The sequence below is a fragment of the Pseudomonas sp. Pseusp18 genome, from assembly GCF_059506005.1.
The window spans coordinates 2407964-2420934 of the sequence record NZ_CP169240.1; the positions used below are offsets into that span (position 1 = coordinate 2407964).

The window sequence follows — 12971 nt, forward strand, 5'->3', positions numbered from 1 at the left end:
AAACACAACGGCCCACCAAAAGGCGGGCCGTTGTGCAGGAAACCCAAGGGTTGATCAGTCCTGACGGCTGGTCACTTCCAGCAGGTGGTAACCGAACTGGGTCTTGACCGGGCCTTGCACCACGTTGATTGGCGCGCTGAAAACCACGGTGTCGAATTCCTTGACCATCTGGCCTGGACCGAACGAACCCAGGTCACCGCCCTGGCGGCTCGATGGGCAGCTGGAGTTGGCTTTGGCGACTTCGGCGAAATCGGCGCCGGCTTCGATCTGGGCCTTGAGTTCGTTGCACTTGGCTTCGCTGGAAACCAGGATGTGGCGGGCAGTGGCTTTAGCCATGTGAAAATACTCCATTCAATGTTCAGTAAAATGCGGAGCCTACCGGATTCAGTGGGCTATTTCTTCTCAAAATGCCGTCCAGCTTAAGGCATTGCCTAAAGGCCGGCATTTCTCAAGCGTTCGGCATGCTGCACATACAGGTCAATGGGGTCGATGCCCTTGCGGACCTGACCGGTGGTCTGGCTAAGGCTGTCCAGATGATCCAGCGGATAGTCGGAACGGATCACTTTACCCAGATGGGAGCTGAACCGGCCGACCATGCCGTCATTCTGCTCGGCTTCGGTGGTGAAGTAGTGAGAGAACGCCCGCAGGAACCCGTGCAGCGGGTTGAGCGCATAGAGTCCTTCGTCGAGGATGTTTCCCTGCAGGGTGCCGCTCCAGGAATAGTAGCGCACGCCGTTCACCAGTTCGCGACCCTTGCCGCCCCAGGTTTTCGGCAACCCTTGGGGGTACTTGTCGTTGAAGGCACCAACGCCTTCGGTGGTCAGCGCGTTGAGTGCGGCGATGGCGTTCTGCGGCAGGTGCCGGTTGCCGCTGAGCAACGACAGGAAGTCGGCGAACAGGGTGGCCACCGCCCCGGCGACCTGTTCCGGCAGGCGCCCGGGCGTCAGTGCCTTGCGCAGGAAATCGGCCAGTTCCGAGCCGTGGTTCGGCCCGCTGACCGATGTCACCGAAGCGACCACCTGTGGCGCCAGCGCCCCCGCATATCGTGCAGCCAATGCGCCCTGGCTGTGACCAATCAGGTTGACTTTGCTTGCACCGGTTCCTTGCAGTACCCGGTCGATCTGCACCAGCAGCTGTTCGCCACGGGTTTCATTGCTGTGGGTCGCCGACAGGTGCGGGATGAAAACCCTTGCGCCGGCGCTTCTCAGTGCCTGTTTGACGTCATGGAACAGTTCCAGTTTGCCGATGCGATCGAAGCCGAAGAGCCCGTGGACCAGCAGGATTGGATAGTCCGTGGTTGCATTCCGTAGCATGTACATTTCCTTTTTCGGAGTAGGTCAGGTGTGTGCTCAAGGGGGCACTCTAAAGCACACCCACCGCTCGGCGATGTATGAAAAAGCCGCTGTAACCTGATGAAAACGGAATAGAAATGGTACGAAAACTCGAATGAGCGTGAGGTCTTGGTCGGAATATCCGGACATCTTTTTAACGATGGCCGAGATATTTCTTTCAATGACCTACCTCTGGTAGGTCATTTTTCCGTGTAAACCGACCCGATCGCTTTGCATCGCGGATCTCGGCACAGCCTACTTTGGCTGTTGAGTGCTTCGTTGTGCACGAAGTCTCTCGGCTCCCTGCAACAACAACTGTTCCGTCCCGGCCCAGCCAAGGCAGCCGTCCGTTACCGACACCCCGTACCGCAACGACGGGCTCAACGGTTGGCAGCCTTCGAACAGATGACTCTCAATCATCATGCCGACCAGCGAGCGATCACCTTGCAGGCGTTGTTCAAGCACGTCGTTGAACACGGCGGGCTGACGCAACGGATCTTTACCGCTGTTGGCGTGGCTGCAGTCGACCATGATCCGCGCCGGAATCTTGAGTCTGGTCAAGTCGCTGTGCACCTTGGCGATGCTGTCGCGGTCGTAGTTCGGCCCGCGATGGCCACCACGCAATACCAGGTGAGTGTCGGGGTTGCCCGGTGTCTGGATAATCGCAGGATGGCCCTGGCTGTCGACACCGAAATGGCGGTGCGGATGAGCGGCCGAGCGCATGGCGTCGCTGGCGACAGCCACACCGCCATCGGTGCCGTTCTTGAACCCTACCGGCATGCTCAGGCCGCTGGCCATTTCCCGATGGATCTGCGACTCGGTGGTACGGGCGCCAATCGCGACCCAGCTCAGCAGGTCGTCAAAGTAACCGGCGGCCATCGGTTGCAGCAGCTCGGTGGCAACGGGCAGGCCCAGTTGGAGCATTTCGCGCATCAATTCGCGGGACAGGGTCAAACCGCCCGCCATGTTATCGCTGCCATCCAGGTGCGGGTCGTAGGCCAGGCCTTTCCAGCCGACCGTGGTGCGGGGTTTTTCGACATAGGCGCGCATCACCAACAGCATCTCATCGCTGACTTGTGCAGACAGACGGGCCAGGTTGGCGGCGTATTCGAGGGCTGAACGTGGATCGTGAATCGAGCAGGGACCGACGATCACCAGCAGACGGGAGTCTTCACCGTTGAGGATCGCGCGGACAGCCTGGCGATGGGCGGCGACTTGTTGGGTCAGGGCATTGCTGAGAGGCAGTTGCTGTTTGAGTTGCAATGAACTGGGCAGACGCAAGGTCAGCGCTTCATTGGCAGGGCTCAAGGTGGACAGCGGCAGAGCAGAGACGGACGAGTTCATATTCGGGCTTCCTGGGCTGGCGGCGGGTTCGTCCCGCGCGCTCGGCCCTATTGGGGTGTTCGACAATTGGCCGGATTGGCTGCGTGTGTGTGCTTGCCACCTGTGGGTGACCGATCGGAGGCGGCAGGCTGTCCCGAGCGGAAGCTGGTAAATCGCCAGGCAGTAAAAGTGTCGTAACGGTAATAAGTGGCGTAATTCATGTCGTAAATCCTCAAGTTGTCTGGTGTGACGCTAAAAATGTTCAGGGCTGAAAAAACAAAACCCCCGGTCGGGAAGCCGACCGGGGGTTGAGAATTCTCTGGTGGCGACCCGTTTAAAGTGGGCGCCGTGTGGGTATCAGGCGCGCCAGTGGCTAAACCAATACCCAAAATAAAAGCTGACCGAAGCACAAACGTCATTCACCCGGGCAGCCGCAACCGAGCGCGGGGCGCTGGCGGTACGAAGCGGTGAGAGGGTGTTGAACATGGTCTGTCTCCGATGAATGAACCGAGCTTACTAGAGGCCGGTACGCGGATTCAATCAGAAAATGCTATCGAGCATCACGGGGCGTTTCTATCGGTTGAGTACGTCGCGGGTTGTGACACACTTTACGCAACGGGCGGCGTGTAACCGGCGCCCAAACCATCAACGTCACAAGGACGAACCATGACAACACTGACCATCGCCGCCGCTCAATCGATCTCCGTCGCCGGTGATCTTGCCGCCAATATTGCCCGGCACCTGCGTTTCATGCAGGTTGCCGTGGAGCAGGGCGTGCAATTGCTGGTGTTTCCAGAACTGTCGCTGACCGGGTACGAGCGTGGTCTGGCAGCGGAGCTGGCCATCGTGCCAGACGCCAGAGTGCTGCAACCACTGCGCGATTTCGCGCGGGAGGTCGGTGTGACCAGTGTCGTCGGGATGCCGATTCGTCTGTCGGACGATTCGCCGGTGTTGATCGGTGCCCTGGTGTTGGGGGCCGATGGTTCGCTCGGGGTTTACAGCAAGCAGCACCTGCACCCAGGGGAGGAGGTGGCATTTACCCCGGGAACAGGCGGTTCGACATTGAAGATCGGCACCGACACCGTCGCGTTGGCGGTATGCGCCGATTTTTCTCACGCCAGTCACGCAGCCGCCGCGGCACTACAGGGCGCTGATCTTTATGCCGCGGGCGTGTTGATTACAGAAAGCGGCTACGCTCCAGATACCGCACTGTTGCAAGGTTATGCCTGCACCCACTCGATGGCGGTACTGATGGCCAACCATGGTGGCGCAACGGGTGGCTGGGAGTCGGCAGGGCGTAGTGCAATCTGGGCGGCGGACGGCTCGTTGGTTGCGGCGGCACCGGGGACGGGGAATCTCATGGTGGTTGCTCGTCGCAATGCTGACGGCTGGAAGGGGCAAATCGTGGCTGTAGCGGAGGCTTGAATGGGTTTCGAATTGTCTCCGGCAACGTCTCGGGACCTGGACTTTGCTCGTGACCTGACTTGTCGAAATATGCTGCGCTACTACATTCAACATGAACTGTTGTGGCTGGACGAAGCTTTCGATGTTGCTTGGGAAGGGCGCGAAAACTGGCTGATTGTGCGTGATGACACACTGATGGGGTATGTCAGCCTGAGCCGTGACGCCAGCGCCTTGTATATCCGCGAATTGCATTTACTTGAAGCGTACCGGGGGCAGGGCGCCGGCTCCTGGGTGATCGATCAAGTATTCGCCATGGCCTGCAAGGAACGGCGCCCGGCATTGCGTCTGACCGTATTTGAAAATAATCCGGCAAAAATACTTTACGAGAGAAAAGGACTGAAGGTGGTCGGCAAGGACCAGTGTTTCCTGAGAATGCAGCGTGATATCAATGGACTGCATCGCTGAAACACACTGCCAGCAAGCCTCGCCAGAAGAATTGACACTTTTTATATGCTGCTTTCCGCTAGGTCTGCCAGTCGCTTTTTGCTAAGGTGTCCGGCAACCCAATAAGACCAAATCGCGAGGTGTCTGCTTGATTAGGGTGCTAGTAGTCGATGACCATGATCTCGTTCGTACAGGCATTACACGAATGCTGGCTGACATCGATGGCCTGCAAGTAGTCGGTCAGGCCGAGTCGGGAGAGGAATCCCTGCTCAAAGCGCGTGAGTTGAAACCCGATGTGGTGCTGATGGACGTCAAGATGCCCGGGATCGGCGGTCTTGAAGCCACGCGCAAATTATTGCGCAGTCATCCCGACATCAAAGTCGTCGCGGTCACCGTGTGCGAAGAAGATCCGTTTCCTACCCGCCTGTTACAGGCAGGTGCCGCGGGTTACCTGACCAAGGGCGCCGGATTGCCGGAAATGGTCCAGGCCATTCGCCTGGTGTTTGCCGGACAGCGCTATATCAGCCCGCAAATTGCCCAGCAACTGGCGATCAAATCGTTCCAGCCAACCAACGATTCGCCGTTCGACGCGTTGTCTGAACGGGAAATCCAGATTGCGTTGATGATTGTCGGCTGTCAGAAGGTGCAGATCATCTCCGACAAACTGTGCCTGTCGCCAAAAACAGTGAATACCTACCGTTACCGTATTTTCGAAAAGCTTTCGATCAGCAGCGATGTCGAGTTGACGCTGTTGGCGGTTCGTCACGGCATGGTTGATGCCAGCCTCTGAAAATGACTGAAACCTTCGATCCAAGTGCTTTTCTGTCGACGGTCAGTGGGCGGCCGGGTGTCTATCGCATGTTCGACAGCGATGCCCGTCTGCTTTATGTCGGCAAAGCCAAGAATCTCAAGAAGCGTTTGGCGAGCTACTTCCGCAAAACCGGTTTGGCTCCCAAGACCGCTGCGCTGGTAGGGCGTATCGCCCAGGTCGAAACCACCATCACGGCCAACGAAACCGAGGCCTTGCTGCTCGAACAGACGCTGATCAAGGAATGGCGCCCGCCGTACAACATCCTGCTGCGCGACGACAAATCCTACCCTTATGTCTTTCTCTCGGATGGCCAGTTCCCGCGCTTGAGCATCCATCGCGGAGCGAAAAAGGCCAAGGGCAAATATTTTGGCCCTTACCCCAGCGCGGGAGCGATCCGCGAAAGCCTGAGCCTGCTGCAAAAGGCTTTTTTTGTTCGTCAGTGTGAAGACAGCTATTACAAGAACCGCACGCGACCTTGTCTGCAATACCAGATCAAGCGCTGCAAGGCGCCGTGTGTCGGCCTGGTGGAGCCTGAGGTGTATGCCGAAGATGTTCGCCACTCGGTGATGTTTCTTGAGGGGCGCAGCAATGCGTTGGCGGACGAGTTGTCCGCGGCCATGGAGGAGGCGGCGGTCAATCTGGAGTTCGAACGGGCCGCCGAATTGCGCGACCAGATCTCATTGCTGCGCCGGGTCCAGGACCAGCAGAGCATGGAAGGCGGGACGGGCGATGTCGATGTGATCGCAGCGTTCGTCAATCCGGGTGGCGCCTGTGTGCACTTGATCAGCGTACGCGGCGGCCGGGTGTTGGGGAGCAAGAACTTCTTCCCGCAGGTAGGTATTGAAGAAGACGTTTCCGAAGTCATGGCTGCGTTTCTCGGCCAGTACTTCATCAGCAGTCCTGAGCGCGACTTGCCGAGCGAGCTGATCGTCAACGTGGTTCACGAAGACTTTCCGACCCTGATTGCGGCCATTGAAGAGCTGCGCGGTCGTGAACTGACCATCAGTCATCGTGTACGGGGCACCCGAGCACGCTGGCAACAATTGGCGGTCACCAATGCCGAGCAGGCGCTGGGTGCACGTCTGGCGAACCGACAACACGTCGCGGCACGTTTCGATGCCCTGGCCGAAGTGCTGAGCCTGAACGAGCCGCCGCAACGTCTCGAGTGCTACGACATCAGTCATTCCAGTGGCGAGGCCACCGTGGCGTCGTGCGTGGTGTTCGGCCCGGAAGGCCCGATCAAGTCCGACTACCGCCGCTACAACATCGAAGGCGTCACGCCAGGCGACGACTATGCCGCGATGCACCAGGCCCTGACCCGACGCTTCAGCAAGTTGAAGGACGGGGAGGGCAAATTGCCGGATATTCTGCTGGTCGACGGCGGTAAAGGTCAGCTGTCGATGGCCCGTGACGTGCTCAATGAGCTGGCCGTGCCCGACCTGATTCTACTGGGCGTGGCCAAGGGTGCGACGCGCAAGGCCGGTTTCGAAACCCTGTACCTCAATGACGCGGCCCATGAATTCACCTTGCGCGGTGATTCCCCCGCGCTGCATTTGATCCAGCAGATCCGCGACGAAGCTCACCGTTTTGCCATCACCGGGCACCGGGCACGGCGTGGTAAAACTCGCCGTACCTCGACGCTTGAGGGGGTTGCCGGTGTCGGACCGACACGTCGACGCGATTTGTTGAAACATTTTGGTGGATTGCAGGAGCTGTCTCGTGCCAGCATCGAAGAGATCGCCAAAGCACCCGGGATCAGTAAAAAGCTCGCAGAGTTGATTTATGCAAATCTGCACAGCGAGTAGAATGCCCAACTCACCTCGTAGCCAGTTGTGCCGATGAATATCCCTAATCTGATTACCGTTCTACGCGTCCTGCTCATCCCGATCTTCATTTTGCTGTTTTACTTGCCTTACCACTGGAGCTATCTGGCGTCGGCTTCGGTTTTTGCCTTTGCCGCCGCGACCGACTGGCTGGACGGGTATCTGGCCCGACGTCTGGAACAAAGCACTCCGTTCGGGGCCTTCCTCGATCCTGTTGCAGACAAATTGATGGTCGCCGTTGCGCTGGTGCTGCTGGTGCAAGAACACGGCAACCTGTGGCTCACGCTGCCGGCCGCCGTCATCATCGGTCGCGAAATCGTCGTCTCGGCACTGCGCGAGTGGATGGCCGAACTCGGCGCCCGTGCCCATGTGGCGGTGTCGAACCTGGGCAAATGGAAAACCGCCGCGCAAATGCTGGCGCTGGTGATCCTGCTGGCCAATCCGTCGGACTTCAGCTTCTGGGTCCTGATGGGCTACGCTTTGCTGATGGTGTCCGCTGGCCTGACCTTGTGGTCCATGGTCCAGTACTTGCGGGCCGCCTGGCCGCATCTGAAGACGGATGTGGAAAAGAAATAAAACTTTTTTGAATCAAGGGGTTGACGGGGCATCTGGATTCTATAGAATGCGCCTCACCAAGACGCGGGAATAGCTCAGTTGGTAGAGCACGACCTTGCCAAGGTCGGGGTCGCGAGTTCGAGTCTCGTTTCCCGCTCCAGATATAGCGCTACAGAGTTCCACTGAATTCTGTAAGTGATTGAAATAAGGGCCGAAAGGCTCTTTTTTCGTTCTGGCGGAAACCACTGAAATCCAGCGGTATCCGGTGCTTTTAAGTCCCGATTTAAGTCCCGACTGGGAAATTTGAATGTAGACGAGCACCGAATCGGTTTTTCGCTGGAGCAGCGCGGTTAGCGAGAGAAGCATCTGGCCCTGACTCTGTTCAGGAGCTCGCTATGGCACTCTCGGAAACGGCTGTTCGGCACGCACGAATCACTGGCAATGACTACACGCTTGGCGACACGGATGGGCTAGCGCTCAATGTGACGGCTCACGGTGGAAAAATCTGGCGCTTCAGATACTACTGGGCAGGCACCCAGAAGCGCATGTCCTTGGGTAGTTATCCGCAAATCAGTCTCAGAGAAGCTCGATCCCGCCGGGATGAGGCGCGTGCGTTGGTGGCCCAGGGCATTAATCCCTATGAGCACCGTAAGCAGCAGCGCCGCGCTGTTCGATTTGCAGCAGAACACACCTTCGAAGCGGTGTTCAACCAGTGGGTGGAGTTCCGCAGGCTGAGCCTGAAGGAGGGCCGCCAAAGTACCCTCTCGCAAATCATCAGAACCTTCAATAAAGATATCCTGCCCATTCTTGGCGGACGCTCGATCTATGATATTAATCGCCACGACCTGCTGGATTTACTGAGCAGGATCGAGCAGCGCAAGGCGCTCACGACAGCTGAGAAATGTCGGACCTGGTTCAATCAGTTATTCCGGTATGCGCTGGTGAAGATTGAGGGATTGGAACAAAATCCCGCTTCGGATCTCGATGTGGTTGCACTTCCCAAACCCCCGGTTGCACACAATCCGTTCCTCCGAATGGACGAGCTGCCGGCGTTGCTGGCGGCCCTCCGTGGTCACCAGGGGACAAACCAAACACGGCTAGGGCTACGACTCCTGTTGCTGACCGGTGTTCGCACGGGCGAATTGCGGTTGGCGACACCGGATCAGTTCGATCTGGAGCAGCGGTTATGGATCATACCGCCGGAGGTGGTGAAGCAGCTCCAACTGGCGATGCGTAAGCCAGGGAGGCAAGCCCAAAACATACCGCCCTACATAGTCCCGCTCTCGGTTCAGGCGCTTGAAATAGTCCGCTACTTGCTGGACCAGGCTCTTCCTGCACAACGTTATTTGTTCGCTCACCGAAGCGACCTGACAAAGCGTATCAGCGAGAACACGCTAAATGGAGCTCTGCGCCGGATGGGTTATGCAGACCAGCTCACGGGCCATGGGATGAGGGCGACGATCTCGACGGCACTGAATGAGATCGGATACCCGAAGGTATGGGTGGACGCCCAGCTTTCTCATGCCGATCCAGATAAGGTGAGCGCGGCCTACAACCACGCGGAATACATCGAGCAGCGCCGGACCATGATGCAGGATTGGGCCAATCGACTGGATCTTTGGGGGCAGGGCCAGCTGAAGGCTGCGAGTTCTCCGCTTACTATCCGGTTGGAGGGTGCGGCTTCGTTGCCCTTGCTAGAAAGTACGAATGCAGCTGTTGTTGCGTATAACGGCAGCTTTCATCCTGCGACCGCCCCAACAACCCATTTATTAGCCGACTGTGAACCGACCCTTGTTGTACCCCGCGAGTCATCTGTGGTGCCCGTTCCGATCCGGGCAAAAGAATCGCAAAACCCCCAGGTGTCCGACATCCAGCGCCAGCGAGCCGAGATGCTAGCCATCTATGAGGCTCCGAGTAATTTGCCGCTGCTTGTTTTCGCCAAGCTGGCTGGCAAATCCCGTGATCAGGTCAATCGCGATATCAAAGCCCGTCGCCTGCTGTCCCTGAGCCTGGGCAATCGCGGTCAGAGAATTCCCGATTGGCAGCTTGATCCATTGCAGCACAAACTGGTTCTCGCGGTGTTAACGGGGGCTCCAGAAGTGGATGCGTGGAGGCTTTATGGCGTTCTTTGTAAACCTGATGAGCGTCTAAAAGGACGCTCGCCAATCGATGTGCTCACTCTGGAAAATTTCGATATGACTGCTCAAATTGTTTGCCGTGCCCTGAGCTCAAGCTGAAGTGCTGTTTTCGTGCTCCGACAAGGGATGGAGCTGCTTGCTTGGGAGCATATATCGCGGACTCTTCACAGCTCGCCTTAGGTGTCCCAGGCAGTCGACAAGAGGTCTCTATTGCGCAGGAAGGTTCGATTTGGCACTATCCTGCGCCCGCATTCTCTTGTCAGCTCTCCATCCCTCTCATTCGGGGGCTGCGCCTTGGGGATGGCGGGTAACCCGGCCTTGTGCCGGGTTATTTGTTCGGTAGACACGGCCTGCGGACAAATCTGGAATATCCCGCTACCCCATCACATGCATGGGGTGCTAGGGGGCGAATGTTCGAATCACTCCGTTCCGCCTGTACTTTTTTATGACTTGGCCCAATCTGAAAAGGTTGGGCTTTTTCATGGTGTGCCCAATATCGGCGCAATCTTTTGGACGCATTCAATGGGGGACCTTAATGGCCAGCAGGATTGGCTGCGGCTATGGGGAGCGGGTGGGGGCTGTGCTTTGCGTTTCATCAACCTGATCTCGTTGCGATACCACCCAAACCCAACTGGTTTGCGGTGATGCAGGGCTCCAAAGCTATCACTGTGCTACTATCCATGACTCGCAGCTGACGTCAAGAACGTTCGGCATTCATAGTCACTACGGACGAATATGGCATGGATGATCAAACACAAACTACACCTCATCCTAATACGGATACTGAGGTTAAAAATTCTGAGGTGAAGTCGCTCGTTGTGTTGAACGCTTGTGCCGCGAAGTTTTTCAAAAAAACGCTTGGTGGCCTGACTTTCTACGATAGCAACAAAGGCAACGACTGGGATCTCAAGTCTCCGGTATGCGTTGACTTTGTAAATCTCATTGGCCGGAAGTTTTCCAGGAGCGGGAGGATCTACGGATACGTAGACCCGAATATGCTCGCCGTTGCCGATAATTTTTCCAAATACTCTAGCAATCTCGATTTCAATGCCTTTGTCACCGGCGTTATGGAACGGCTGTGCCATGAAGCAAACGACCCGGCACGCCGCTCTCTCAATGAGGGCTATGTTGTATTTTCACACTACCAAGATTACCGGCAGGTAGACCATCTCTTGATTGTTATGCTTGGCAAGAGAGGCGGATATGATTTTGACGATGACAACAACCTCAACCCGAGAGGGACGGAAAGCCTAAACCTCCAGGATTTCCGTCAGGCCGCCTGTATGGACTTGACAGAATTCAGAAAAGGCTTTCCGCAAAATACAGGTGATTCCTACCTTTATTTTATTAAAGGGAATTCAAAAAGCGAGTTTTTTAATGTCGCGCTGGGTTGTTCTGATTCAATACCGGGAAATGTCTGCGTTGAAAACTTGAAAAATGCGCTGAGCGCATATTTTACAGAGGAAGCAAGTACGCTGTCCTTGTCAGAGCGACGCACAATACACACGCGCGTAGTTAGCTATATTGAAAATAAAGCAGGCGAGCGGGTACATCTTTCAGAAATTCAGCACGTGATTAACAAATGCCTGAGAGAAGATTCGCCCCATCTTGGTGGACTCATCAAATTCGTCTCAGAAAATTCTGAACGCTTTAAAGTGAGTGAAGAGTTCCAGCCTTCTGGTGTCACCGCTAAAGGCATGGGATATGTGGATCTCAAGCTTCCCTCTGGAGAGTTCGCGGGACGTTTGAAACTAGATGCAGTGGCCGTTGGCGACAGCACTGCTGATCTTAGCGTCGACAAGGATTTCGTGTACCTGAAGGTGAAGCTGCCAAGCGACGTATCAAATAAGCTGAAAGGTATAAATGCTGACGTTCCATCGTCAGGATCCCAAGATGCTTGATCGAATCTCGCTGGATGAGGACCAGCTCATATTTGACACGCAATCGTTGGATATGAAAGACGTCCATGAGCTCCTCAAAACTTATGGCTGCCACAGTCCCGAAAATCTGGACCTGATTGGGCACGATCTTTTCCTGCTGGAGTCCTCGGCGTGGAACGAAGGCTACGTGCCCTTCTTTGCCGATACTGAGGCAATGTGGCATACGCTACGGACACGTAGCAAAAAGCCTGAACACATGCACATCATCGGCATGGACGAGGATCAGCATGCTTCAATTTTCCGGCTAACTGACTTGTATTTTTTGCTTAGAGAAACGCTCAAAACGCTTTGCCATAACAACGGCGATGAAAGCCAGATTCTTAAATACGTGTTCTACAGTTCGAAAGAATCGGTTCTTAAAAAGTTAGAAGTATCGTACCTGATAGCATGTGACGAATTAATGACTATCAATGTCGATGCAGAGGGTATTAAGCACGCTCAAACAATGCATGCAGCAGTGGTGGCAGATGAAGACGTTCATTGTGAAGAAAGGCGTCACGTTATGCGAGAAACGCTGACGGATTTCTTGAAAGATGAAAAAGACTGCAACATTCGCGTGATAATGGCCTCCATTTCGAATTTCTACAAAAAATACAACGAGCGCTATAAAGTTTATGTAAGCAAATTTTCGGTCAACAAAATTCTCACTGAAATCGAAAGCGATTGCGTTAGCTTTTTAGGCAAGGTCCAAGACGCAATCATGGCCCAGCAGACAAAGGCGTTTGCTGTTCCAGGTGGTATCGTGGCGGCGGGCGCTATCTTGAAACCTGCTACAACCGCATGGGATTACCTCGTTATACTCGTGGGACTAATAATTTCAACCTGGATGATAGTTTCCTTAAACAACAACGTAGTCACCCACATCAATCTGCTTGCAGACGAATTCGAACGCTCCACACAAAAGTACGATGATATCGTCGTAGGCGTAGAAGAGATTCAAGAAAAAATTGAAGAATCACGAAAAAAGCTTTCAATCTCCTCTAAGTCTGCTGAGTCCAAGCTTAACACGCTAACCCGCGTATGCTGGCTAATATTCATACTGGTAAGTCTGATTCTGCTCAAACGTTTTTTAGAGAACTAGTAGCGCTCTTTTGACCAGGTCATATGTTGGGCCGGTCTATCTATTTAAGGGCTAAGCAGATTTTGTTTTGATTGTCTGCTTTTAGCTGAAAATCGACATGTGAAACTAAGTCTTTTTTAAT

The 12971-nt window shown here is 55.3% G+C and carries 11 protein-coding genes and 1 tRNA gene; 9 read left to right on the forward strand and 3 right to left on the reverse strand.

Annotation, left to right across the window (positions count from 1 at the left end; genetic code table 11):
- Nucleotides 1–54: 54 nt before the first annotated feature.
- From ACEN9A_RS10850 to ACEN9A_RS10860, 3 genes are all read right to left on the reverse strand, one after another.
- Complete coding sequence (locus ACEN9A_RS10850) at nt 55–336, reverse strand: peptidylprolyl isomerase (RefSeq protein ID WP_007933754.1); 282 nt, start codon at nt 334–336, stop codon at nt 55–57.
- Between the two features lie 95 nt (nt 337–431).
- Nucleotides 432–1313, reverse strand: coding sequence for an esterase/lipase family protein (locus ACEN9A_RS10855; protein WP_258673600.1), 882 nt, complete (start codon nt 1311–1313; stop codon nt 432–434).
- Nucleotides 1314–1586: 273 nt separating this feature from the next.
- Nucleotides 1587–2675, reverse strand: a complete 1089-nt coding sequence (locus ACEN9A_RS10860) for a 3-deoxy-7-phosphoheptulonate synthase (protein ID WP_258673601.1) — start codon at nt 2673–2675, stop codon at nt 1587–1589.
- 645 nt (nt 2676–3320) lie between these two features.
- Here ACEN9A_RS10860 and ACEN9A_RS10865 point away from each other — a divergent pair.
- The 9 genes from ACEN9A_RS10865 (at nt 3321) to ACEN9A_RS10905 (ending at nt 12850) form a co-directional block, all read left to right on the forward strand.
- Nucleotides 3321–4079, forward strand: coding sequence for a carbon-nitrogen hydrolase family protein (locus ACEN9A_RS10865; protein WP_258673602.1), 759 nt, complete (start codon nt 3321–3323; stop codon nt 4077–4079).
- Nucleotides 4080–4523 (forward strand): GNAT family N-acetyltransferase, encoded by a 444-nt coding sequence (locus ACEN9A_RS10870; protein ID WP_258673603.1) that lies wholly within the window; start codon nt 4080–4082, stop codon nt 4521–4523.
- A gap of 127 nt (nt 4524–4650) precedes the next feature.
- Nucleotides 4651–5292 (forward strand): response regulator transcription factor GacA, encoded by a 642-nt coding sequence (gene gacA / locus ACEN9A_RS10875; RefSeq protein WP_008015884.1) that lies wholly within the window; start codon nt 4651–4653, stop codon nt 5290–5292.
- Nucleotides 5293–5294: 2 nt separating this feature from the next.
- Nucleotides 5295–7118 carry an excinuclease ABC subunit UvrC gene (uvrC, locus tag ACEN9A_RS10880; RefSeq protein ID WP_258673605.1) on the forward strand — a complete coding sequence of 608 codons (1824 nt, stop codon included), beginning with the start codon at nt 5295–5297 and terminating at the stop codon, nt 7116–7118.
- Nucleotides 7119–7151: 33 nt separating this feature from the next.
- On the forward strand, nt 7152–7712 hold the full coding sequence (gene pgsA / locus ACEN9A_RS10885; protein ID WP_007933765.1) for a CDP-diacylglycerol--glycerol-3-phosphate 3-phosphatidyltransferase: 561 nt from the start codon (nt 7152–7154) through the stop codon (nt 7710–7712).
- 63 nt (nt 7713–7775) lie between these two features.
- Nucleotides 7776–7851: transfer RNA gene (locus tag ACEN9A_RS10890), tRNA-Gly, on the forward strand.
- A 235-nt stretch (nt 7852–8086) separates the two neighbouring features.
- The gene (locus ACEN9A_RS10895) at nt 8087–9928 is read left to right on the forward strand and encodes a tyrosine-type recombinase/integrase (RefSeq protein WP_413386832.1); all 1842 of its coding nucleotides are present in this window, start codon (nt 8087–8089) and stop codon (nt 9926–9928) included.
- Nucleotides 9929–10569: 641 nt separating this feature from the next.
- On the forward strand, nt 10570–11730 hold the full coding sequence (locus ACEN9A_RS10900; protein ID WP_413386830.1) for a nucleoid-associated anti-phage protein: 1161 nt from the start codon (nt 10570–10572) through the stop codon (nt 11728–11730).
- Complete coding sequence (locus ACEN9A_RS10905) at nt 11723–12850, forward strand: anti-phage protein (protein WP_413386828.1); 1128 nt, start codon at nt 11723–11725, stop codon at nt 12848–12850. Before ACEN9A_RS10900 ends, ACEN9A_RS10905 begins: the two co-directional genes overlap by 8 nt.
- Nucleotides 12851–12971 lie beyond the last annotated feature (121 nt).

Coding starts and splice junctions, on each gene's coding strand:
- ACEN9A_RS10850 (WP_007933754.1), bottom strand. CDS start 336: ATGGCTAAAGCCACTGCCCGCCACATCCTGGTTTCCAGCGAAGCCAAG.
- ACEN9A_RS10855 (WP_258673600.1), bottom strand. CDS start 1,313: ATGCTACGGAATGCAACCACGGACTATCCAATCCTGCTGGTCCACGGG.
- ACEN9A_RS10860 (WP_258673601.1), bottom strand. CDS start 2,675: ATGAACTCGTCCGTCTCTGCTCTGCCGCTGTCCACCTTGAGCCCTGCC.
- ACEN9A_RS10865 (WP_258673602.1), top strand. CDS start 3,321: ATGACAACACTGACCATCGCCGCCGCTCAATCGATCTCCGTCGCCGGT.
- ACEN9A_RS10870 (WP_258673603.1), top strand. CDS start 4,080: ATGGGTTTCGAATTGTCTCCGGCAACGTCTCGGGACCTGGACTTTGCT.
- uvrC (WP_258673605.1), top strand. CDS start 5,295: ATGACTGAAACCTTCGATCCAAGTGCTTTTCTGTCGACGGTCAGTGGG.
- pgsA (WP_007933765.1), top strand. CDS start 7,152: ATGAATATCCCTAATCTGATTACCGTTCTACGCGTCCTGCTCATCCCG.
- ACEN9A_RS10895 (WP_413386832.1), top strand. CDS start 8,087: ATGGCACTCTCGGAAACGGCTGTTCGGCACGCACGAATCACTGGCAAT.
- ACEN9A_RS10900 (WP_413386830.1), top strand. CDS start 10,570: ATGGATGATCAAACACAAACTACACCTCATCCTAATACGGATACTGAG.
- ACEN9A_RS10905 (WP_413386828.1), top strand. CDS start 11,723: ATGCTTGATCGAATCTCGCTGGATGAGGACCAGCTCATATTTGACACG.